This window comes from Mycobacterium simulans (genome assembly GCF_900232995.1).
Classification (GTDB): Bacteria; Actinomycetota; Actinomycetes; order Mycobacteriales; family Mycobacteriaceae; genus Mycobacterium; species Mycobacterium simulans.
In genome coordinates this window covers 1402127-1424640 of record NZ_OCVX01000003.1, presented here as the reverse complement: position 1 = coordinate 1424640, position 22514 = coordinate 1402127, and the positions used below count along the sequence as shown (strand labels likewise).

The following is a 22514-nucleotide window of genomic DNA, read 5'->3' as shown; positions in this document are numbered from 1 at the left end:
CCCCCCCCCCCCCCCCCCCCCCCCCCGCCCCCCCCCGCCCCCCCCCCCCCCCCCCCCCCGCCCCGCCCCCCGGGACCAAAAAAGCCCCGGCCCCCCCCCCCCCCCCCCGGCCCCCGCCGCTGCCGCCGTGCCGCTGACCGAAGATTGAGAAGTCGCCTTCCGCGTCGATAACTGAAACCGTCGCGGCCCCGCCGGCTCCGCCGTCGCCACCAGCCCCAGCGGCGCCAGATAGCCACCCGCCATGGCCACCATTTCCGCCACTGCCACCGCGTCCGCTCGTAAAGGGTTCAGCGACCCCGGCGAAACCGCCCGTCCCACCGGCACCACCTGCGCCACCCGAACCGAACAGCCCGGCGGCCCCGCCCGCGCCACCGTCGCCGCCGACGCCGGGAAGCGCAGCACTCAGATGAATTTCGCCGCCGACCACGACGTAGCCGTCACCGGCGTCACCGCCGCGGCCACCGGCCCCGGCATTGCCGTGCAACCACCCGCCATGGCCACCGTTACCCCCAGCGCCACCGCTGCCGACAACGGCGCCCAGATCGGCTGCCTCGGAGCTTCCACCATCTCCGCCGGCCCCACCTGCACCACCGTCACCGAACAGCCCGGCGCCACCCCCGGCACCGCCTGCTCCACCGCTCCCGGCCGGAACACCAGGCGCGGCCAGCGTACCGGCTCCGCCTTGGCCACCGGCGCCGCCGTTGCCGAATAGCCAGCCGCCACGGCCGCCGGCACCACCGGCCGCATTCACCCCGCCGGCCCCGCCGGCGCCGCCGTTGCCGATCAACCCCGCGTCGCCGCCCGCACCGCCGGCCCGGCTTGCCGCACCGGCCGCACCAGCACCACCATTGCCGTACAGCACCCCGCCGGCGCCCCCCTTGCCCCCCGCCACAGTCGCGTTCGCACCATCGCCGATCAGCGGTCTCCCCAACAACGCGTAGGTCTGCGCATTCACCGCACCCAGCAGCTCCTGCTGAAAGGTCTGCAGGGGGCTGGCATTGGTCAACTCCGCGGCGGCATACGAAGCCGCGCCCGAGTTCAACAACTGCACAAACTGTTGATGAAACGCGCCTAACCGAGCACTCAGCGCCTGATATTCCTGGGCATGACCGGAAAATAGTGATGCCACCGCCGCCGAGACCTCATCGGCACCCGCGGCCAGCAAACCGCTAGTCGGAACGGCCGCCGCCAAATTCGCCGCGCTCAGAGCCGAGCCGATACCCTGCAAGTCCGTAGCTGCCGAAACGAGCGTCTCCGGGGCCGCCAGCAGATACGACATCGGTATCGCCTCCAAATCCTCGTCGGGCATTTCTGCGAAGTGCCCAGGATATCTTCACGCCACATGGCGCATCGCTGTTTTGACTGGCTTCTAAGGCGTTTCAAACGCCGCGGCCACCAAGGACGATCGAAGCGGCCTTTCTCAGGCGGCTCGTCGTTGTGCCGATACGAAAAGTGTTGGTGGTATTAGCTCTTCGAGATCATCGGGGAAGCTGCGGCCGTAGCGAGTCATCAGGTCCGCGAACGTTGTCGCTGACACGCTCCAGCCATGGTCGCCCAGCCAGTCGGCGACGGGCGTGCGCTCCTCTGCGTACCAGAGGTCTTCGTAATCAGTTATCTCGGTATTGACCAACCGGGCGGCTACAGAGCGCATACGCTGCATATCCTCGCGTTGGCGCTGCAACCGGTCCGGGTCGAGGAAACCCTCGGTGGGAACGTTGGAAGCCAACCAGCTGCGAGCCGGGCTAAGCGCATTGACGCGTTCGAACAACAGATCCTGGGCCCGCGCGGGCAAGTAACGCACCAGCCCCTCAGCCGACCAGGCGCTCGGCAGTGACGCGTCGAACCCCGCCTCCTGCAAGGCTTCTGGCCAGTCCTGACGCAGGTCGATCGGGATGTTCACCAGTGTTGAAGTGGGTTGCGCACCGTGCTGGCGCAACGTGGCGGTCTTGAATTCGAGCACTCTTGGTTGGTCAAGTTCGTAGACGACGGTTCCGTCGGGCCAGGGTAACCGCCACGCACGCGAGTCCAGACCCGACGCGAGGATCACCACCTGCCGCACGCCGGCGTCGGCCGCGCTGAGGAAGAACTCGTCGAAGAAGGCAGTGCGCGTGGCCATGAAGTCGATCATCAGCTGTACCCGAGCCCGCACTTCCGGTTCGATGTCGGTCGCGCCGGCCAGCAACTCGGGGTTGGCGAACATGCTCCACATCCCGTCGCCCGCCGCGTCTACAAACACGCGCGCAAACGGGTCGCTGATGAGTGGGTTGTCGCTCTCGGTCTCCGCGGCACGAGCGGCCGCCACACCCAGCGCGGTGGCTCCCACGCTCTGGGTGATGTCCCAAGAGTCGTTGTCGGTACGCGGCATCCACCTATTCTTCCAGTCGCCGATGGCTCGGGCCGCTCGTCACGAGTGCCCTACGCTTTTTCCCAGACGGTCGACAGGTTTGGACAGGTTTGCAGGAGACTCCGATGACACACGGCCCGCCACGTACGCCGCAGGAAGTATTCGCCCACCACGGCAAGGCCCTCGCCGCCGGAGATCTCGACGCGATCGTCGCCGACTACACCGACGACTCCGTGGTAATCACCTCGGCGGGCATCGCGCGTGGCAAGGATGGCGTCCGCACGGTGTTCGTCAAACTGCTCGACGATCTACCGAATGCGGTATGGGACTTGAAATCCCAGATCTTCGAGGGCGATGTGCTCTTTCTCGAGTGGGCCGCCAACTCGGCGCTCAACCGGGTGGACGACGGCGTCGACACCTTCGTGTTCCGGGACGGCGCGATCTGGGTTCAGACGGTCCGATACACCCCGCACGCCAAGGGCTGATGCTCGTGGACCTCGATGCCGTTGCCGCATGGATGTCCGAGCAGGGACTAGGCGAGGGTCCCCTGGAAGACGTCGCCGCGGTGACCGGTGGAACGCAGAACGTCATGCTGCGATTCACCAGATCCGGCAGACCCTACGTGCTGCGCCGGGGCCCGCAGCACCTACGGCCGCGCAGCAACGCCGTGATATTGCGAGAGACCCGGGTGCTGGCGGCGCTGGCCGACTCGGATGTGCCGCATCCGCACCTGATCGCCACCTGCGACGACCCCAGCGTGCTCGGTGATGCCGTGTTCTACCTGATGGAGCCCGTAGACGGATTCAACGCCGGCGAAGGGCTACCACCCCTGCATGCGGGCAATCCCGGCGTCCGCTTTCAGATGGGGCTGTCCATGGCCGATGCCCTGGCCAAGCTCGGTGCCGTCGACTATGTCGCCGTCGGACTCGCCGACTTCGGCAAACCCGACGGCTTCCTGGAACGCCAAGTGCCGCGCTGGCTTTCCGAACTGGAGTCGTATCGGCAGTACGACGGCTACCCGGGGCCCGAGATCCCCGGCATTGAGCAGGTGTCCAAGTGGCTGGAGCGTCATCGACCAACCGCCTGGACGCCCGGCATCATGCACGGTGATTACCACGCCGCGAACGTGATGTTCTCGCGCACCGGGCCGGAAGTGGTCGCCATTGTCGACTGGGAGATGTGCACGATCGGCGACCCGCTGCTGGATCTGGGCTGGCTGCTGGCCACCTGGCGCCAGCCGGATGGATCCAGTGTGTTCAGCCACGCCCTTGGTGGACAGGATGGATTGGCCACCACCGACGACCTTCTGCAGCGGTACTCGCAAAACACCACCCGCGACTTGTCGCACATCAACTGGTACACCGTGCTGGCATGTTTCAAGCTCGGCATCGTGATCGAGGGCACGCTGGCCCGGGCCTGCGCGGGCAAAGCCGAGAAGGAAGTCGGTGACCAACTCCACGCGGCCACAGTGCACTTGTTCGAACGGGCACTGAACCTTATCGAGAACCAGCCCTAACCCCGGCGTGCGGCTTTACAGCGGCAGTGCGTTGGCGGCTTCAGCGCTGGCATACGCTGCCCCAGCCGCATTCAGCGTTTGCACGAACTGACTGTGTAGCGCGGCCGCCTGCGCGCTCAACGCTTGATACCGCTGACCGTGCGCCCCGAAGATCGCCGCTATGGTGGCCGAAATCTCGTCGGCACCAGCGGCCAGCACTCCCGTCGTGGGCGTTGCCGCGGCCACGGTGGCTGCGTTGATGGTCGACCCAATACCGGCCAAATCTGACGCCGCGGCTACCAGCATCTGCGGCTGTGTAAACAAAAATGACATAGCATTACCTCTGCTCTTTGCGGTATTTGGGGGGAGACAACGGATCGTATTCGGTGGCGCCAGTAACAGATTCGATGTTATTAGATCGAGATTGTTTAGTTATGTATTTGTTATATGTGATCTTGGTTGTGTAAATTTCTTTGACGCGAAGTATGTGCGGCAATGTCAATGCCTTTGACAACGCGCACATCGCGTGGGCTGGCAGCGCTGACCACCGGGTATACGTTGCCAGCAACGCATACCCCAGCGGCGGACGTCCACGCACCCAATTTCACCCGCCGCCGGATTCATCGGCCAAAATTCGTCGAAATGCTCGATTGCGAACGTTGCTGCGCGGGCGCCGGCGCCAGCTGAAAGTAACGGCACGCGTGGCTTCCCAATCGTCGGAAAGAAGTTTCGGTGTGCCCGAGCGCGACAGCTGGAGTTGGCGTGCCGCCGCATGTGCCGATGCCTTGGCGTCGCGACACACTGCGTGGTCTAAGCGCACCGCTCGGGACGGTTCTAGCCCCGCATCGCTAGCCTCTGCTGTGTGACTGTGGGGAATTCCGTCAGACAAGCACTTGACCATTGGGCGAGGCAGGACTGGGACGCTGCTGTGTTTCACGCCTGCGACGCCGTCAACGGGACCGGAAAGAAGCGTTATCCGCAGCAAGGAATCGCAACTCGGTTCAGGCGCACGATCCGGGATGGGCTTGACATGTTCCACGTGATGGCGGCACCAGGCGTCGACTTTGAGAAGACCCGTTTCCCGATAGCGGTGAAGTCTGATCTGCCCGATAGCCGTCCCGACATCGCCGACGTGTTGTGGGGCATTCATCGCCGCAGTCACGGCCATGACGACGAGCTGCCCAAGGGATTCGAACTGACCCGCCATGGATCTCGTGACGCAAAACTGAGCATCTGGCGAGACGGAAAGATCCAGCTTCCTGCGGCGACGGCGCTCGGCCTGTTGGCAATCGCGGTGTTTGCGCCGGAAAACAAGGGCGAACCCATACCCATCAACTACAAGCTCAGCTGGTACCAACACGACTTTCAGATCAGCGGTTGGTGGGGCTGGCAAGATCACTTTCGCGAGATCGTCGGCAGCGCCCAGTTCTCACAGATAGTTGTCGACTTCGACAAGCGATGGGACAGCTGGACACCGTTGTGACGACGGTGCCTACCGCCAGAAGCCGGTACTGAGCGCGCCCGAAGAGATTCGAACTCCCAACCTTCTGATCCGTAGTCAGATGCTCTATCCGTTGAGCTACGGGCGCCGATGTTCAGTTGTCACAGTTGTCGCGTGGCGGAGGCGAGAGGATTTGAACCTCCGGTCCCCTTGAAGGGGGACAACTCATTAGCAGTGAGCCCCATTCGGCCGCTCTGGCACGCCTCCATGGACTTCCTGAGGTTACCCGACTCCGGAATCCCGCAGCCGCCGGAGGCATAGCGTACACAGCGGCAACATATGCTGTCGACGTGACTGCCCGCCTTCGGCCCGAGCTGGCCGGGCTGCCAGTTTACGTTCCCGGCAAAACCGTGCCTGGCGCCATCAAACTGGCCAGCAACGAGACGGTGTTCGGCCCGCTGCCCAGTGTCCGCGCGGCTATCGAACACGCAACCGACGTGATCAACCGCTACCCCGACAACGGCTGCGTACAGCTGAAGGCAGAGCTGGCAAGGCATGTGGGCCCAGATTTCACATCCGAAAACGTCGCCGTCGGCTGCGGCTCGGTGAGCTTGTGCCAGCAGCTCGTTCAGATCACCGCCTCGGCAGGCGACGAGGTGATCTTCGGGTGGCGCAGCTTTGAGCTCTATCCGCCCCAGGTCCTGGTCGCCGGCGCCACCCCCATCCAGGTGCCGTTGACCGACCACACTTACGACCTTTACGCAATGCTGGCCGCGGTCACCGACCGCCCCCGCCTGATCTTCGTCTGCAACCCCAACAACCCGACGTCGACCGTCGTCGAGCCGGACGCACTTACCCGCTTCGTCGAGGCCGTTCCGCCACACATCCTGATCGTCATCGACGAGGCCTATGTCGAGTACATCCGCGACGACATGGCGCCGGACAGCCTCGGCCTGGTCCGCACCCACGGCAACGTCGTGGCACTGCGAACCTTCTCCAAGGCCTACGGGCTGGCGGGCTTGCGCGTCGGCTACGCGGTCGGCCAACCCGACGTGATCACCGCGCTGGACAAGGTCTACGTGCCATTCACCGCGACGAGCGTGTCGCAGGCCGCCGCCATAGCCTCGCTGGACGCCGCCGACGAACTGCTGGCCCGCACCGACGCTGTGGTCGCCGAGCGCACCCGCGTCAGCGCCGAGTTGCGGGCCGCCGGGTTCACGCTGCCCCCGTCGCAGGCAAACTTCGTCTGGCTGCCGCTGGGACCGCGCACCCGGGACTTCGTGGAGCAGGCCGCGAACGCGCGCATCGTGGTCCGCCCGTACGGCACCGACGGTGTCCGCGTCACCATCGGTGCGCCCGAGGAAAACGACGCCTTTTTGCGATTCGCCCGTAGCTGGATTTGACGAGCACCCGCTGCGCCGCCGGTGTTCCCGGCCACGTCAAGCGCGGCGGTCACGGCAATTTCACCCGCACCGCGCCGCTCGGACAGAGAACGGATCGACCGTAACCTTGACCCGACGGCATCGCCGGATCTGAGGAGCATGCAATGACCTTGGCGCGCAAGAAATTCACCGAGTTCGCCGAACGCAGCGAGCCCATCCCTGACGTTGAGCTCGACGATTTCTGGGCGACGCTTCAGCCCGCGACCATCGACGACATGATCGGCGAGTGGAGGGGCGGCGAGTTTGTCACCGGCCACAAGATGAACGGAAAGCTGGAGCAGGCTGCCTGGTTCGGCAAGACGTTCAAGTCCGCTACCGACGTGCAGCCGCTGGTATGTCTGGACGCCGCCGGCAACAAGTTCTCCAACGTAGCGATGGGCAAAGGCGAGGCGAGCCTATGGCTGGAAGAGTTCCGCGGCGAGATCACCGCCACGATGGTCTACGACGGCCAACCGGTTCACGACCACTTCAAGAAGATCGACGACGACACGATGATGGGCATCATGAACGGCAAGGGCGTCGTCGATAACGGCCGCTACTTCTACTTCTATTTGGAGCGGGTGTAGGGGCTTTGGCCGTCGAGCGTGCAGTCACGGTTTCGAGTGTGCGGCCAGGGCGGGCCAGGCGCGCCAGCAGCGCCCTTGGTCCACGCTCAAAACCCTGAGTTCACGCTCGACACCCCGACCGCCGCTAGCGCGCCGGGTAGCGGCCGGTGAACGCGAGCAACCGGTCCAGCCCGCTGGCATCGTCGGGCATGTCGATTGGGGCATCGAAACCGGCCGCACTGCGCTCGTGCGGCTTGATGAGCTTTTCCGCTAGCCCCAGCACGTATTCGGCCAGCGAATCCGGGACCTGGAAGTCTTGTTCGACGGCCACGGCGTAATCCCAGGCGTGGACCAGAAATTCGATCGAAAACACCGAGACGGCGACCTTGGCGGGCATCGAGCCGGGGCCCAGCGGCACCTCGCCTTCCATGCCGTGGCGATGCCACGCGTCCAAAGCGGGCCGGGCGGCGCCGACGATCTGACGCTCGACGGAGTCGGTGTTCTCTCGCATGGAGAAGTCGGCGCCCGCCATGCCGCCGAGGACCATGATCGAGTTCAGCAGATGCCCGGTCAGATCCGACACGTCGTACTCCGAGCACGGCGTCTGCTTGGACATGTCGTCGCTGGCGATGGTGCGCAGGACTTGTTGCAGCACGCCCAGGCAGGCTTCGGCGCTGGCCAGCTCGTCGGCGGGTGGGGAATCTGGACCGGGTCGCAAATCTGAGGGCATATTCGCCACGCTACGGTCTGGGCATGGGTGAAACATACGAATCCGTCACCGTCGAAACCAAAGACCAGGTCGCTCAGGTGACGCTGATCGGGCCGGGCAAGGGCAATGCGATGGGTCCCGCCTTCTGGTCGGAAATGCCGGAGGTGTTCGCAACGCTGGACGCCGACCGCGAGGTACGGGCCATTGTCATCACCGGGTCGGGCAATAACTTCAGCTACGGTCTCGACGTGCCGGCGATGGGCGGGACGTTCGCCCCGCTGATGGCCGAGGGCGCACTGGCCCGACCCCGCGCCGACTTCCACGCCGAGGTGCTGCGGATGCAGAAGGCGATCAACGCCGTCGCCGACTGCCGCACCCCCACCATCGCCGCGGTGCAGGGCTGGTGCATCGGCGGCGCCGTCGACCTGATCTCTGCGGTCGACATCCGCTACGCCAGCGCCGATGCCAAGTTCTCGGTACGCGAGGTCAAGCTGGCCATCGTCGCCGATATGGGCAGCCTGGCCCGTCTTCCGCTGATCTTGAGCGACGGCCACCTGCGGGAACTGGCGTTGACGGGTAAGAACATCGACGCGGCCCGTGCCGAAAAAATCGGCCTGGTCAACGACGTGTACGCAGACGCCGAAGCTACGTTGGCCGCCGCCCACGCCACCGCTGCCGAGATCGCAGCCAATCCACCACTAGCCGTCTACGGCGTCAAGGACGTGCTTGACCAGCAACGCACTTCCGCGGTCTCGGAGAACTTGCGCTATGTCGCCGCATGGAACGCGGCGTTTCTGCCGTCCAAGGATCTGACCGAGGGCATCGCGGCAACCTTCGCAAAGCGGCCGCCGCAGTTCACTGGCGAATAGGCTCAACGCCAGTGACCCGCGCCGGCGACGATGCAGAGCGAAGCGATGAGGAGGAGCGGCGCCAATGACCCCAGACGGCAAGATCCGCATCCCGGCCGACCTGGACGCTGTAACCGCGATCGGCGAAGAAGACCATTCCGAGATCGACGTCGCGGCCGTCGAACGGATCTGGCGGGCTGCGCGGCACTGGTATCAGGCCGGCATGCATCCCGCGATCCAGTTATGCCTCCGGCATAACGGACGCGTCGTGCTCAACCGTGCGATCGGGCACGGTTGGGGTAACGCTCCAACCGACGAACCCGACGCCGAGAAAATCCCAGTCACGACCGAAACACCGTTCTGCGCGTACTCGGCGGCAAAAGCCATCACCGCGACCGTGATACACATGCTGGCCGAGCGGGGCGTCTTCTCGCTCGATGACCGTGTCTGCGAATACCTGCCCAGCTACACCAGTCACGGCAAGCACCGCACCACGATCCGGCACGTAATGACGCACAGCGCGGGCGTCCCGTTCCCGACCGGACCGCTGCCGGATGTCACCCGCGCGGACGACCACGAGTACGCGCGCCAGAAGCTCGGCGAGTTGCGTCCGCTCTACCGGCCGGGATTGGTGCACATCTACCACGCGCTGACCTGGGGGCCATTGGTGCGCGAAATTGTCTACGCGGCCACCGGTAAAGAGATTCGAGAAATACTGGCCACTGAGATCCTGGACCCGCTGGGCTTCAGATGGACCAACTACGGCGTCGCCCCGAAGGATCTTCCACTGGTTGCGCCCAGCCACGCTACCGGACGGCCGCTGCCGCCGGTGATCGCCGCGATCTTTCGCAGGGCCATCACCGGAACCATGCACGAGATCATCCCCTACACCAACAAGCGGCTCTATCTGACGACCGTGATCCCGTCGTCAAACACGGTGTCGACCGCAAACGAACTGTCGCGGTTCATGGAGATCCTGCGCCGCGGCGGCGAGCTCGACGGTGTTCGGGTCATAAGCCCGGAAACGCTGCGGGGTGCGGTGAAGGAATGCCGTCGCCTGCGGCCGGATTTTGCCACCGGGCTAATGCCCCTCCGCTGGGGTACTGGATTCATGCTGGGATCGACGCGGTATGGGCCGTTCGGGCGCAACGCACCGGCTGCGTTCGGTCATCTCGGCCTGGTCAACATCGCGGTCTGGGCCGACCCCGAGCGCGGCCTGGCGGCCGGTTTGATCAGCAGCGGCAAGCCGGGCCGCGATCCCGAGGCACGGCGCTACGGCGCTCTGATGAACACCATCACCGCGGCGATCCCACGGCGTTAAGGGGCGTTTGTCGATCGGCAAGGCGGGCAACCCGAAGTGGTATGGACTCCGAACGCTTCCGCGATTTATTAGAAACGCCAGGGCCGTTCGCGTCGGTGTATTTCGAGGACTCACACAACACCCACGACGCCGCCGACCAGCTTGATCTCAAGTGGCGCGCACTGCGCGAACAGCTTGAGTGCCACGGCGCCCCCCGATCGACCACCACCGATATCGAGCACGCCGTGATGGAGCTGCGTCCGCCGATTGGACGCAGCGGGCGCGCGGTAGTCGCCGGCGCTACCGGTGTCGTGGTCAACGAGCATCTGCTGCGACCGACCGCCACGACCGTGGTCCGCGTGTCCGAGCTGCCCTACATTGTCCCGATCGTCGAAAACGCCTTCGACCCTCCGAACTACATCCTGGTCGAGGTCGACCATGCCGGCGCCGACATCACGGTCCGCAACGACGGCACACTGCGCTCCGAAGTCGTCGACGGCGGCGGCTACCCGATCCACAAGGCTGCCGGAGCGGAATCCGCTTGGTATGGCGACCCGCAGGTTCGCGTTGAGGAAGCTGCCCGCAAGAACGTGCGCGCCGTCGCAGACCGCATCAGCGAACTGGCCGACACCATGGCGATCGACGCGCTCTTCGTGGTTGGCGAGGTGCGATCGCGCTCAGACCTGCTGGCAGCACTGCCGGAACGGGTGCTCGCTCGAGCGGTACCGCTCCACATTGGTGCGCGCCATAGCGGGCACGACTTCATCGAGGTGGAAGAGGCTATCGAGGCCTGGTTCCTCAAGCGGCAGCTAAGCGTTATCGGCGACGCCGCGGAGCGATTTGGCGCAGAGATCGGCCGTCGCTCCGGGCGGGCCGCCGAGGGGCTGGGGGCCGTCTGTTTTGCGCTGCGCCAGGGAGCGGTCGACACCCTGATCGTCGGCGATATGGGCGACGCCACCGTGGTTGCCGACGAATACCTGACCACAGTCGCGCCCAACGCTGATGTGCTCTCCGAGCATGGCGCCGCACCCGCCAAGACGCTGCGCGCCGACGAGGCGTTGCCGATGTTCGCGATATCGGTCGGGGCGTCACTGGTCCGCACGGACGAGCGGATCGCTCCGGCCGACGGCGTCGGCGCGGTGCTGCGGTACGCACCTACCTTGCACTGAGCCGGTCGTCCCCGAGCGTGCGCAAAATGACAGCCGTAGCGGCGTGTCGGCGTACAAACACGCACGCTCACGGCAGGGGAACCGCGGTGGCGGAGGGATTTGAACCCCCGGACGGTTTTAGCCGTCTCTCGCTTTCAAGGCGAGTGCATTAGGCCGCTCTGCCACGCCACCCTGGACAAGGTACGACAAGGGTAACGGGCGGTAGCGTGGCCTCATGCGCGCCATCGTCGCCGGATCCCCCGAACAACTGGAATGGCAGGAAGTCGCCGATGTGACTGCCGGGCCAGGCGAGGTACTCATCAAGGTAGCTGCCGCCGGCGTCAACCGCGCCGACGTGCTGCAGGCCGCGGGTAAATATCCGCCACCGCCGGGAACCAGCGAGATCATCGGCATGGAGGTGGGCGGCGTCGTCGCCGACGTAGGCGTTGATGTGACGGAATGGTCTGCCGGACAAGAGGTTTGCGCGTTGCTGGCCGGCGGCGGTTACGCCGAATACGTCGCCGTTCCCGTCGGTCAGGTGATGCCCATCCCGCCCACTGTCAACGTTGTCGACTCCGCCGCGTTACCCGAGGTCGCCTGCACCGTCTGGTCGAACCTGGTGATGACCGCACGGTTGAGCCCCGGCCAACTACTCCTGGTCCACGGCGGAGCCAGCGGCATCGGCAGCCACGCGATTCAGGTGGCACGCGCGTTAGGCGCCCGGGTGGCGGTCACCGCGGGCTCACCGGAGAAGCTGCAACTCTGTCGCGACCTGGGCGCCCAGATCACCATCTCCTACCGCGACGAGGATTTCGTTGCGCGCATCAAGGAAGAGACCGACGGCGCAGGTGCCGACGTGATCCTCGACATCATGGGAGCGGCGTACCTGGACCGCAACATCGACGCGCTGGCCACCGACGGGCAGCTCGTCATCATCGGCATGCAGGGCGGGGTGAAGGCCGAGCTCAACCTGGGCAAGCTGCTCACCAAGCGGGCGCGGGTTATCGGCACCACGCTGCGGGCGCGGCCGGTGAGCGGCCCGACCAGCAAGAGCGCCATCGCTACGGCGGTGACGGAGTCGGTCTGGCCGATGATCGCCGGGGACCGGGTACGCCCCGTCATCGGCAAACGGCTGCCCATCCACGAGGCGGCGCAGGCACATCAATTGCTGGTGTCGGGCAAGACGTTCGGAAAGATCCTGCTGACCGTCAGCGACTAGCGCCGATGTAGGCCGCGAGATGCTCGCCGGTAAGCGTGGAGCGGGCCGCGACGAGATCAGCGGGAGTTCCCTCGAAAACGATCCGCCCGCCGTCATGGCCGGCGCCTGGGCCGAGGTCGATGATCCAGTCGGCGTGCGCCATGACCGCCTGATGGTGCTCGATGACAATCACCGACTTACCCGAGTCGACCAGCCGGTCCAGCAGGCCAAGCAGCTGCTCGACGTCGGCGAGGTGCAAGCCGGTGGTCACCTCGTCGAGCAAATAGATGCCGCCCCTATCTCCCATGCGGGTGGCCAGTTTAAGACGCTGTCGCTCGCCGCCGGACAACGTTGTGAGCGGCTGGCCGAGGCTTAGGTAACCGAGGCCGACGTCGGCGAGCCGGTCGAGAATGGCGCGCGCGGCCGGGGTGCGCACCTCGCCGGAGCCGAAGAACTCCCGCGCGTCGGCCACCGGCATGGCCAGCACCTCGCTGATGTCGCGGCCACCCAGTTTGTACTCCAGCACCGACGCGTCGAACCGCTTGCCTTCGCACACATCGCAAGTCGTGCTGACGCTAGCCATGATCGCCAGGTCGGTGTAGATGACGCCGGCGCCGTTGCAATTGGGGCATGCGCCTTCGGAATTGGCGCTGAACAGCGCGGGCTTCACGCCGTTGGCCTTCGCGAACGCCTTGCGGATCGGATCGAGCAGTCCGCTGTATGTCGCCGGATTGCTGCGCCGTGAGCCGCGAATCGGGGCCTGGTCGACCGTCACCACTCCGTCGCGCCCGGGCACCGATCCGTGGATCAGCGAGCTCTTGCCGGAACCCGCCACCCCGGTGACCACGACAAGCACTCCAAGCGGGATGTCGACATTGACGTGTCGCAGATTGTGCAGGCTGGCATCACGAATTTCCAACGCGCCGTGGGGCGTTCGTACAGACCCCTTGAGGGTGGCCCGGTCGTCGAAATGGCGTCCGGTGCTGGTATCACTCGCGCGCAGGCCTTCGACGGTGCCCTCGAACACCACTCGGCCTCCGTCGGCACCGGCGCCTGGACCGAGGTCGATGACGTGGTCCGCGATCGCGATCGTGCCCGGCTTGTGTTCCACGACCAGCACGGTGTTGCCCTTGTCCCGCAGCCGCAGCAACAACTCGTTCATGCGTGCGATGTCATGCGGATGCAGCCCGATCGTCGGCTCGTCGAAGACATATGTGACATCGGTGAGCGACGATCCGAGCTGACGGATCATCTTGACCCGCTGCGCCTCACCGCCCGAGAGTGTCCCCGACGGGCGGTCAAGGGACAGATAGCCAAGCCCGATCTCAACGAACGAGTCGAGGGTGCGTCGCAATGCGGTCAAAAGCGGTGCGACAGAAGCCTCGTCGATCCCGGCAACCCATTCGGCAAGATCACTGATCTGCATCGCGCACAGGTCAGCGATGTTGCGCCGCTCGATCTTCGATGACCGGGCCAGCTCGGACAGGCGGGTGCCGTCACATTCGGGGCAGGTGGCAAACGTCACCGCCCGCTCTACGAAGGCGCGCACATGCGGCTGCAGCGCGTCAATCTCCTTGGACAGGAACGACTTCTGGATCTTCGGGATTAGACCTTCGTACGTCAGGTTGATGCCGTCGACTTTGATCCTGGTCGGCTCCTTATGAAGCAAGGCGTCCAGTTCCTTCTTGGCGAACTTTCGGATCGGCTTGTCCGTGTCAAAGAAGCCGCAGCCGTTGAAGATTCGGCCGTACCAACCGTCCATGCTGTAGCCCGGGACCGTGATCGCGCCCTCGTTGATCGACTTGCCGTCGTCATAGAGCGCGGTCAGGTCGATGTCGGAGACCGAGCCCCGACCTTCGCAGCGCGGGCACATGCCACCGGTGATGCTGAAGCTACGGCGCTCCTTCACCGTCCGCCCGCCCCGCTCCACCGCGACCGCGCCCGCACCACTGATCGAGGCGACGTTGAACGAAAACGCTTGCGGTGAGCCGATATGCGGCTTCCCGAGCCGGCTGAACAGAATGCGCAACAACGCTCCCGTGTCGGTTGCGGTCCCGACGGTGGAGCGGACGTCGGTTCCCATACGCTGCTGGTCGACGATGATCGCGGTCGTCAACCCCTCGAGCACATCGACCTCGGGCCGCGCCAAGGTCGGCATGAAGCCCTGCACGAATGCGCTGTAGGTCTCGTTGATCAGCCGCTGCGACTCCGCGGCGATCGTGTCGAACACCAGCGAACTCTTGCCCGAGCCGGAGACGCCGGTAAACACGGTAAGCCGCCGCTTCGGGATCTCGACGCTGACGTCCTTCAGGTTGTTTTCGCGCGCGCCGTGCACGCGGATCAAGCCGTGGCTGTCTGCAACGTGCAAGCCTCAGCCCAATCTCAACCTAATGACGCCAGTGCGCGCACCAACTGGTCGACCTCGGCCATCGTCGAGTAGTGCGCCAGCCCGACGGTCACTGCGCCGCCGACGTCGTTGACGCCGAGCACATCGAGCACGCGTGAGCTGGCGTTGGAGATCGCCAGAATTCCGTTGTCCGCCAACCGCTGTACCACCCGATCGGCCGGCACTTCGTGGACAGCGAAGCTGACGACGGGTATCCGCGCCTCCGGACGACCGAGCAGCATCACCAACGGCAACGACCGCAGCGACGCCATCAGGTAGTCGAAGATCCGGTTCAGGTACGAAGCGGCGGAGTGCATCGACACCGACAGTCGTTCGCGTCTGCTTCCGCGGGCCGATTCATCCAGTGATGCCAAGTACTCGATGCTGGCGACCACCCCGGCCAGCAGACCAAACTGGTGCACGCCAACCTCCAGGCGCGCCGGCCCGGTGGCGTACGGGTTCGTCGAGACGGAGGCGAAGGAGTTCACTAGCGATGGGTCACGGAATACGATCGCCCCAATCGGGGGACCACCCCAGCCGACGGCGTTCACGGCTACCGCGTCGGCGTTGGTTTCGCTGATGTCGATCAACCGATACGGCGCTGCGGCCGAATGGTCGACCACCACCACTCCGCCCACGTCGTGAACCAGCTTGGTCATCGCCCGCAGATCGGTGACCGCGCCCAAGGTTCCCGAGGCGGAGGTAACGGCGACCAGCCGGGTCGACTTGCCGATCAGACTCTCCCACTGCCACGTCGGCAGGTCACCGGTCTCGATGTCGACCTCTGCCCACTTGACCTTGGCGCCGTAGCGGTGCGCCGCCCGCAGCCACGGAGCGATGTTGGCCTCGTCGTCGAGACGGCTGACGATCACTTCGTAGCCCAGGCCCGCGCGCGAGGAGGACGCTTCAGCCAGCGACGACAGCAGCACCGCACGATCGGCACCCAGCACGACCCCGCGCGGGTCAGCGTTAACCAGGTCGGCCACCGCCTCGCGCGCCGCGTCCAGAACCGCGGCGCTGCGCCGCGCCGACGGATGCGCGCCCACCATGCTCGAACTAGACCTGCGGAACGCCGTCGACACGGTTGTCGCGACGGAATCTGGAATCAACATGCCGGCCGGTGCATCAAAGTGCACCCATCCGTCACCCAACGATGGGTGCAGTCCACGCACCCGGGCGACGTCGTAGGCCATGCCAGCCACCTTAGAGCTTTAGCTATTCCCGCAAATTGGTGACGGTAGTAGCGGGTGGCCCAGACCTTTCCAGACGGTCCAGCCGTTCGGGCTTCGCGAGCCTGGTCACCCGGCCAGCCATACTAGTCGAGTGAGCTTGTGGTTCGGAATGCTGATCGCCTTGATTTTGCTGATCGCGCCGGGAGCAATCGTCGCGCGGATTGCGCAGCTGAGTTGGCCCGTCGCGATCGCGGTAGGCCCGCCACTGACCTACGGCGTGGTGGCCTTGGCGATCATCCCCTACGGCGTGCTTGGCATCCCCTGGAATGGTTGGACTGCACTGGCCGCGCTGGCCGTCGTTTGCGCAGCAGCAACGGGTTTGCAGCTCCTGCTGGCCCGGTTTCGTGACACCGAGGCCGAGGCACGGGAAGTCCGCCGCGGGCCGGCGCTCATCGTCGCGGCAGGGGTGCTATTGGGCGTGGCGTGCATCGCCTGGGCGGCCTACCGCGGCATCCCGCACTGGCAATCCATACCCAGCACCTGGGATGCGGTCTGGCACGCCAACACCGTGCGCTTCATCCTCGACACCGGCCAGGCGTCCTCCACTCACATGGGCGAGCTGCGTAATGTCGAGACCCACGCCCTGCTGTATTACCCGTCGGTGTTCCACGGTCTGGCCGCGGTGCTCTGCCAGCTCACCGGAGCCGCGCCGACCACCGGTTACACGCTCAGTTCACTGGCCGTGGCGGTTTGGCTGTTTCCCGTCAGCGCGGCTGTTTTGACCTGGCGGGTTTTGCGCTCGCATGTCAGTGAGCGGCGGACCGCCGTCGCGGCGGCCACCGCGGCGGCGCTCTCCGCGTCGTTCACCGCGGTTCCCTACGTCGAATTCGATACCGCTGCGATGCCCAACCTGGCCGCGTACGGGGTCGCGATCCCGGCGATGGCGCTGATCACCTCGACGTTGCGGCACCGCGACCGGATCCCGGTGGCGGTGCTGGCGCTGGTCGGTGTCTTCTCGGTGCACATCACCGGCGGCATGATCGTTCTGCTGTTGGTGTCGGCGTGGTGGCTGTTGGAGGCGCTGTGGCATCCCGTGCGGAGCCGGTTGGCCGACCTGTTGACGCTGGCGGGTGTGGTGGTGATGGCCGGACTGATCCTGTTGCCGCAGTTCTTGAGCGTCTCAGAACAGGAAGACATCATCGCTGGGCACTCCTTTCTGACCTACCTCAGCAAGAAGCGCGGGTTGTTCGACGCGGTTTTTCAGCACTCCCGCCATCTCAATGACTTCCCGGTTCAGTACTCGCTGACCGTGCTGGCCGCCATCGGCGGGTTCATTCTGCTGATCAAGAAAATCTGGTGGCCGCTGGCGGTTTGGCTGCTTCTCATCGTGATGAACGTCGACGCCGGAACGCCGTTGGGAGGCCCGATCGGCGTAGTCGCCGGAGGACTGGGCGAGTTCTTCTACAAGGATCCGCGTCGGATCGCGGCGGCCACGACACTGCCGTTGACGACGATGGCAGCTGTCGGCTTGTGCGTACTGGTGATGCTGGTGGTTACCGCGGCGAAACGGCTTACCGACCGTTTCAGACCACTGCCGGGGCCCGTCTGGACCTCGGCCACCGCAGCGCTACTCCTGGGGACAATCCTGGTGAGCACCTGGCATTACTTTCCGCGGCACCGGTTTCTGTTCGGCGACAAGTACGACTCCGTGATGATCGACCAGCGCGACCTGGACGCCATGGCCTACCTGGCGAAACTCCCCGGAGCGCGCGACACCATGATCGGCAATGCCAATACCGACGGCACCGCGTGGATGTACGCGGTGGCCGGGTTGCACCCGCTGTGGACTCACTACGACTATCCGGTGCAGATGGGCCCGGGCTACCACCGCTTCATCTTCTGGGCCTACGCCCGCAGAGGCGATACCGATCCGCGAGTTCTCGAATCCATCAAGGTGCTCAATATCCGCTACATCCTGACCAGCAGCCCGACGGTGCGAGGGTTCGCCGTTCCCGACGGACTAGTCTCACTGGAGACTTCGCCGTACTGGAAGAAGATTTACGACAACGGCGGGGCCCGAATTTATCAATGGCGCGGGGCTGGCGCAGCGACGCACTCCTAGCAGGCATGTAAGAGGTGGTGACTGGATTGAGTAGTGGGAACGACGGCCCTGACATGGACGACGTCGAGATCATCGGCGGCGTCGATCCACGGCTAATGGCGGAGGACGACTCCGATGAACGCTCCCTGACTGACCTTGTCGAACAACCCGCCAAGGTGATGCGCATTGGCACCATGATCAAGCAGCTGCTCGAGGAAGTGCGTGCCGCCCCACTGGACGATGCCAGCCGCAACCGGCTGCGCGATATCCACGCCACCAGCATCCGCGAGCTCGAAGACGGCCTGGCACCGGAATTGCGCGAGGAGCTCGACCGGCTGACTCTGCCGTTCAGCGAGGAAACGGCACCATCGGACGCCGAGTTACGCATTGCCCAAGCGCAGTTGGTCGGCTGGCTGGAAGGCCTGTTCCACGGCATTCAGACAGCGTTGTTTGCCCAGCAGATGGCCGCCCGTGCCCAGCTCGAGCAGATGCGTCAGGGAGCGCTGCCGCCCGGATTGAGCAAGGGGGGCCAAGGCGGCGCTCACGGCACGGGACAGTACCTGTAAGCCGTGTCGAGTAGTCCGCACATCGTGACGCGCGATGCGTGGGTGGAATTTCCCATCTTCGACGCAAAGTCGCGTTCACTGAAGAAAGCCGTCCTAGGCAAAGCGGGCGGCACGATCGGGCGCAATAGCTCCAACGTGGTCGTGATCGAGGCATTGCGCGATATCACCATGGAGCTCAACCTCGGCGACCGGGTTGGTCTGGTCGGGCACAACGGCGCCGGGAAATCGACTCTGCTGCGCCTACTTTCGGGGATCTACGAGCCGACACGCGGGTGGGCGAAGGTCACCGGTCGGGTGGCGCCGGTCTTCGATCTGGGGATCGGTATGGACCCCGAAATCTCCGGTTACGAAAACATCATCATCCGTGGCCTGTTCTTGGGCCAGACCCGAAAGCAGATGCAGGCCAAGGTGGATGAGATCGCCGAGTTCACCGAATTGGGCGAGTACCTGTCGATGCCCTTGCGCACCTATTCCACCGGTATGCGAGTTCGGCTGGCGATGGGCGTGGTCACCAGCATCGACCCCGAGATCCTGTTGCTCGACGAAGGCATCGGCGCAGTGGACGCCGACTTCCTGAAGAAGGCCCAGTCCCGGCTGCAACGTCTGGTCGAACGTTCCGGAATCCTGGTTTTCGCAAGCCATTCCAACGAATTCCTAGCCCGGTTGTGCAAGACCGCGATGTGGATCGACCACGGCGTCATCAGGCTAACCGGCGCGATTGAGGACGTGGTCCGGGCCTACGAGGGCGACGACGCCGCAAGGCATGTGCGCGAAGTGCTGGCCGAGACCCAGAACTCAAACATGGCCCAAGGACCGCTGGCGCAATCGGCTTCCGGGGATGAGTGATTCCGTCTTCGCCGTCGTGGTCACCCACCGGCGCCCAGACGAGCTGGCCAAGTCGCTGGAGCTGCTGACCACCCAGACCCGGGAACTCGACAAGCTCATCGTGATCGACAACGACGATTCCGGAGATAGCCGGGTTCACTATCTGATTGCCGCACAACCGATCCCGTGCGTCTACCTCAATGCGCGTCGAAACCTCGGTGGCGCAGGTGGTTTCGCGCTCGGCATGTTGCTTGCGCTGGCACACGGCGCGGATTGGATTTGGCTGGCAGACGACGACGGGCACCCGCAGGACACCGAGGTGTTGGCCACCCTGATGGCCTGCGCCGAGAAATACGGCCTGGCCGAAGTGTCACCGATGGTCTGCAACCTGGACGACCCCGAACGGCTGGCGTTTCCGTTGCGCCGCGGCTTGGTATGGCGCAGGCGTGCAAGCGAATTGCGTACCGACGCGGGACAAGACCTGTTGCCAGGCATCGCGTCACTATTCAACGGGGCGCTGTTTCGGGCGTCCACACTCGAGGCGATCGGCGTCCCGGACCTGCGGCTGTTCATCCGCGGCGACGAGGTGGAAATGCACCGCAGGTTAGTCCGGTCCGGCCTGCCGTTCGGGACCTGCCTGGACACGGCCTACCTGCACCCCTGTGGCTCCGACGAGTTCAAGCCAATCCTGGGCGGCCGGATGCATACCCAGTATCCCGACAACCCCACCAAGCGGTACTTCACCTACCGCAACCGCGGCTACGTGTTGTCGCAACCGGGCCTGCGTAAGCTGCTGCCCCAGGAATGGCTGCGGTTCGGCTGGTTCTTTCTGGTGACTCGCCGCGACCCGAAGGGTCTGCTGGAGTGGTTTCGGTTGCGGCGCTTGGGACGTCGTGAGAAGTTCGAACGGCCTGGAGGGTTTTCATGACGTTCATCGACGCGGCCGCTCAGTCCAAGACGTTAACCCGCGCCCGTAGAGATCTGATCGACGGGTTCCATCGCCACGAGCTATGGCTGCACCTGGGGTGGCAGGACATCAAGCAGCGGTACCGCCGCTCCGTGCTGGGGCCGTTCTGGATCACGATCGCGACGGGGACCACCGCCGTCGCAATGGGCGGGCTCTACTCCAAGCTGTTCCATCTCGAGCTGTCGGTGCACCTGCCCTACGTCACGCTGGGGCTGATCATCTGGAACCTGATCAACGCCGCCATCCTCGAAGGCGCCGACGTCTTCGTCTCCAACGAGGGCCTCATCAAGCAACTACCCACACCGCTGAGCGTGCACGTGTACCGGCTGGTCTGGCGACAAATGATCTTGTTCGCCCACAACATCGTGATCTATCTCGTCGTCGCAATCATTTTTCCCAAACCCTGGTCATGGGCGGATCTGTCGGTGCTTCCGGCGCTGGCGCTGATCGTCCTCAATTGCGTTTGGGTATCACTGTGTTTCGGCATCCTCGCGACCCGCTACCGCGACATCGGTCCGCTGCTGTTCTCGGTCGTGCAATTGCTGTTCTTCATGACGCCGATCATCTGGAACGACAGCACACTGCGACAGCAGGGCGCGGGACAATGGTCGAAGATCGTCGAACTCAACCCGCTGCTGCACTATCTCGACATTGTTCGGGCGCCGCTGTTGGGTGCCCAGCAGGAGCTGCGGCACTGGGCCGTGGTGCTGGTATTGACGGTCGTCGGATGGGCCATGGCAGCGTTCGCGATGCGGCAGTACCGCGCGCGGGTGCCCTACTGGGTCTGACCACTCAACGACCCGCCGCACCACGGGCAATCCGCGTCCCAAGCCGGTTGGTTGCCGATTGAGCGATTGAGCGGGCGGGTTGCCGGGTGACCATCGGTGGCGGCGACCGCGGGCACGGCGACGCCGGAGCCGTCACCGGCCTTGGTGGGATCCCGGTCCGCGCCAATCCGGTCCCGGCGAAGGGAGTGGCGCCTAAGCTTGCGCCCGTCGGAAATTTCGGGTCCATTCCAGTCGCGCTCGCCAGGGAGGCCGTCGATGTCATTTCTAACCGCGGTTCCGGACATGCTGGCCGCTGCCGCCGACGATGTCGCCGCCATTGGTTCGGCGCTGGGCGCGGCGAATGCCGGCGCAGCGGCTCCGACGACCGAGCTGCTGGCGGCCGGTGCCGATGAGATTTCGACAGCGGTGGCCTCGCTCTTCACCGGCCACGCGCAGGAATACCAAGCGTTGACGGCTCGGGTCAGCGCGTTCCATCAGCAGTTTGTCCAGACACTTTCGTCAAGCGCGGGAGCTTACGCGGCGGCTGAGGCGGCCAGCGCCAACCCCCTGCAGACCGCAGCACAGGACCTACTGGGCGTGGTGAATGCCCCGAGCCTGGCACTGTTTGGGCGGCCTCTCATCGGCGACGGTGCCGCCGGCGGGACGGTCAACGGCGTGGGGCAACCCGGCGGTGCCGGCGGGCTCTTATACGGCAACGGCGGGGCCGGCGGCACGAGCACAGCCGCCGGTGCGGCCGGAGGCGCCGGCGGTACCGCAGGGCTGATCGGCAATGGCGGGATAGGTGGCAGCGGCGGGGCCGGAGCGGCCGGCGGCAACGGCGGCACCGGCGGACTGCTCTACGGCAACGGTGGGGCAGGCGGTATCGGCGGCGCCGCGCTCGCCGGCGTAAATGGCGGAATCGCTGGGCGCGGTGGCGACGGTGGCGCATCGGTACTGTTCGGCAGCGGCGGCAACGGCGGCCAAGGCGGTGCCGGTCTCACTGGGGCCAAGGGCGTCAACGTCACTCCCACCGGTGTCGCCGCGGACGGAACCGATGCCGCCACCAGCGAGCTCTACAGCAACCAAGGCGCGGTGAGCGGCGGCATCGGAGGTACCGGCGGCGCTGGTGGTCCCGGGATGAGCGGCGGAGTCGGCGGTACAGGCGGGCAGGCCGAAGCGCTCAACCCCGCAGGCGGCGCCGGCCCCGTCTCCTATTCCCCACTTGCCCCGCCCGCCGAACCCCCCAGGTGACCTCCGCGC

19 protein-coding genes, 3 tRNA genes and 2 pseudogenes are annotated in these 22514 nt (G+C 65.3%); 15 read left to right on the top strand and 9 right to left on the bottom strand.

Annotated features, from left to right (window positions below; translation table 11 throughout):
* Both MSIMFI_RS29215 and MSIMFI_RS07145 read right to left on the bottom strand, forming a co-directional pair.
* Nucleotides 1-1279, bottom strand: a 1279-nt coding sequence (locus tag MSIMFI_RS29215) for a PE family protein (protein ID WP_396820159.1), incomplete at its 3' end; no start/stop codon positions are given.
* A 141-nt stretch (nt 1280-1420) separates the two neighbouring features.
* On the bottom strand, nt 1421-2365 hold the full coding sequence (locus MSIMFI_RS07145; protein WP_191496686.1) for a class I SAM-dependent methyltransferase: 945 nt from the start codon (nt 2363-2365) through the stop codon (nt 1421-1423).
* 104 nt (nt 2366-2469) lie between these two features.
* Here MSIMFI_RS07145 and MSIMFI_RS07140 point away from each other — a divergent pair, with 104 nt between their 5' ends.
* Both MSIMFI_RS07140 and MSIMFI_RS07135 read left to right on the top strand, forming a co-directional pair.
* Nucleotides 2470-2829, top strand: a complete 360-nt coding sequence (locus tag MSIMFI_RS07140) for a nuclear transport factor 2 family protein (RefSeq protein WP_191496685.1) — start codon at nt 2470-2472, stop codon at nt 2827-2829.
* A complete protein-coding gene (locus MSIMFI_RS07135; RefSeq protein ID WP_224770107.1) occupies nt 2829-3860 on the top strand; it encodes a phosphotransferase family protein in 1032 nt (343 codons plus the stop codon). The genes MSIMFI_RS07140 and MSIMFI_RS07135 overlap by 1 nt, the downstream gene beginning before the upstream one ends.
* Before the next feature lie 18 nt (nt 3861-3878).
* On the opposite strand, the pseudogene MSIMFI_RS07130 reads toward MSIMFI_RS07135, so the two are convergent.
* A pseudogene (locus MSIMFI_RS07130) lies at nt 3879-4172 on the bottom strand (PE family protein); the annotation flags it as partial.
* Nucleotides 4173-4701: 529 nt separating this feature from the next.
* Here MSIMFI_RS07130 and MSIMFI_RS07125 point away from each other — a divergent pair.
* The gene (locus MSIMFI_RS07125) at nt 4702-5322 is read left to right on the top strand and encodes a hypothetical protein (protein WP_191496684.1); all 621 of its coding nucleotides are present in this window, start codon (nt 4702-4704) and stop codon (nt 5320-5322) included.
* A 33-nt stretch (nt 5323-5355) separates the two neighbouring features.
* Here the strand turns inward: MSIMFI_RS07125 and MSIMFI_RS07120 are convergent.
* Both MSIMFI_RS07120 and MSIMFI_RS07115 read right to left on the bottom strand, forming a co-directional pair.
* A tRNA-Arg gene (locus tag MSIMFI_RS07120) sits at nt 5356-5428 on the bottom strand.
* 27 nt (nt 5429-5455) lie between these two features.
* Nucleotides 5456-5547 (bottom strand) — tRNA-Ser (locus tag MSIMFI_RS07115).
* Nucleotides 5548-5630: 83 nt separating this feature from the next.
* Here MSIMFI_RS07115 and MSIMFI_RS07110 point away from each other — a divergent pair.
* Both MSIMFI_RS07110 and MSIMFI_RS07105 read left to right on the top strand, forming a co-directional pair.
* Nucleotides 5631-6683: a pyridoxal phosphate-dependent aminotransferase gene (locus tag MSIMFI_RS07110; protein ID WP_191496683.1), complete on the top strand. Its 1053-nt coding sequence runs from the start codon at nt 5631-5633 to the stop codon at nt 6681-6683.
* A 143-nt stretch (nt 6684-6826) separates the two neighbouring features.
* On the top strand, nt 6827-7288 hold the full coding sequence (locus MSIMFI_RS07105; protein ID WP_191496682.1) for a DUF4334 domain-containing protein: 462 nt from the start codon (nt 6827-6829) through the stop codon (nt 7286-7288).
* A 124-nt stretch (nt 7289-7412) separates the two neighbouring features.
* On the opposite strand, the gene MSIMFI_RS07100 is transcribed toward MSIMFI_RS07105, so the two are convergent.
* On the bottom strand, nt 7413-7997 hold the full coding sequence (locus tag MSIMFI_RS07100; protein ID WP_191496681.1) for a TIGR03086 family metal-binding protein: 585 nt from the start codon (nt 7995-7997) through the stop codon (nt 7413-7415).
* A gap of 23 nt (nt 7998-8020) precedes the next feature.
* Here MSIMFI_RS07100 and MSIMFI_RS07095 point away from each other — a divergent pair, with 23 nt between their 5' ends.
* The 3 genes from MSIMFI_RS07095 (at nt 8021) to MSIMFI_RS07085 (ending at nt 11293) form a co-directional block, all read left to right on the top strand.
* On the top strand, nt 8021-8845 hold the full coding sequence (locus MSIMFI_RS07095) for a crotonase/enoyl-CoA hydratase family protein (protein WP_191496680.1): 825 nt from the start codon (nt 8021-8023) through the stop codon (nt 8843-8845).
* Nucleotides 8846-8909: 64 nt separating this feature from the next.
* Nucleotides 8910-10145 carry a lipase LipE gene (lipE, locus tag MSIMFI_RS07090; RefSeq protein WP_186245288.1) on the top strand — a complete coding sequence of 412 codons (1236 nt, stop codon included), beginning with the start codon at nt 8910-8912 and terminating at the stop codon, nt 10143-10145.
* A 41-nt stretch (nt 10146-10186) separates the two neighbouring features.
* Nucleotides 10187-11293, top strand: coding sequence for an Rv2629 family ribosome hibernation factor (locus tag MSIMFI_RS07085; protein ID WP_191496679.1), 1107 nt, complete (start codon nt 10187-10189; stop codon nt 11291-11293).
* Between the two features lie 84 nt (nt 11294-11377).
* Here the strand turns inward: MSIMFI_RS07085 and MSIMFI_RS07080 are convergent.
* Nucleotides 11378-11464, bottom strand: a tRNA-Ser gene (locus MSIMFI_RS07080).
* 43 nt (nt 11465-11507) lie between these two features.
* On the opposite strand from MSIMFI_RS07080, the gene MSIMFI_RS07075 reads away from it, so the two are divergent.
* A complete protein-coding gene (locus MSIMFI_RS07075) occupies nt 11508-12491 on the top strand; it encodes an NAD(P)H-quinone oxidoreductase (protein ID WP_191496678.1) in 984 nt (327 codons plus the stop codon).
* Here MSIMFI_RS07075 and MSIMFI_RS07070 read toward each other — a convergent pair.
* Together MSIMFI_RS07070 and MSIMFI_RS07065 are read right to left on the bottom strand one after the other, a co-directional pair.
* Nucleotides 12481-14838 (bottom strand): ATP-binding cassette domain-containing protein, encoded by a 2358-nt coding sequence (locus MSIMFI_RS07070; RefSeq protein WP_191496677.1) that lies wholly within the window; start codon nt 14836-14838, stop codon nt 12481-12483. The two genes, MSIMFI_RS07075 and MSIMFI_RS07070, sit on opposite strands and share 11 nt — an antisense overlap.
* 14 nt (nt 14839-14852) lie before the next feature.
* Nucleotides 14853-16049: a cysteine desulfurase-like protein gene (locus MSIMFI_RS07065; protein WP_191496676.1), complete on the bottom strand. Its 1197-nt coding sequence runs from the start codon at nt 16047-16049 to the stop codon at nt 14853-14855.
* A gap of 130 nt (nt 16050-16179) precedes the next feature.
* On the opposite strand from MSIMFI_RS07065, the gene MSIMFI_RS07060 reads away from it, so the two are divergent.
* The 6 genes and pseudogenes from MSIMFI_RS07060 to MSIMFI_RS07035 form a co-directional block, all read left to right on the top strand.
* The gene (locus MSIMFI_RS07060) at nt 16180-18150 is read left to right on the top strand and encodes a DUF6541 family protein (RefSeq protein WP_191496675.1); all 1971 of its coding nucleotides are present in this window, start codon (nt 16180-16182) and stop codon (nt 18148-18150) included.
* Between the two features lie 53 nt (nt 18151-18203).
* On the top strand, nt 18204-18695 hold the full coding sequence (locus MSIMFI_RS07055; RefSeq protein ID WP_186246042.1) for a bacterial proteasome activator family protein: 492 nt from the start codon (nt 18204-18206) through the stop codon (nt 18693-18695).
* A gap of 3 nt (nt 18696-18698) precedes the next feature.
* Nucleotides 18699-19541, top strand: coding sequence for a galactan export ABC transporter ATP-binding subunit Wzt/RfbE (gene wzt, locus MSIMFI_RS07050; protein ID WP_186245293.1), 843 nt, complete (start codon nt 18699-18701; stop codon nt 19539-19541).
* Nucleotides 19534-20448: a galactofuranosyltransferase GlfT1 gene (gene glfT1, locus MSIMFI_RS07045; protein ID WP_191496674.1), complete on the top strand. Its 915-nt coding sequence runs from the start codon at nt 19534-19536 to the stop codon at nt 20446-20448. Before wzt ends, glfT1 begins: the two co-directional genes overlap by 8 nt.
* Nucleotides 20445-21275 carry a galactan export ABC transporter permease subunit Wzm/RfbD gene (wzm, locus tag MSIMFI_RS07040; protein ID WP_191496673.1) on the top strand — a complete coding sequence of 277 codons (831 nt, stop codon included), beginning with the start codon at nt 20445-20447 and terminating at the stop codon, nt 21273-21275. Before glfT1 ends, wzm begins: the two co-directional genes overlap by 4 nt.
* 255 nt (nt 21276-21530) lie before the next feature.
* Nucleotides 21531-22307 (top strand): annotated as a pseudogene (locus MSIMFI_RS07035) (PE family protein); the annotation flags it as partial.
* Between the last annotated feature and the right edge of the window lie 207 nt (nt 22308-22514).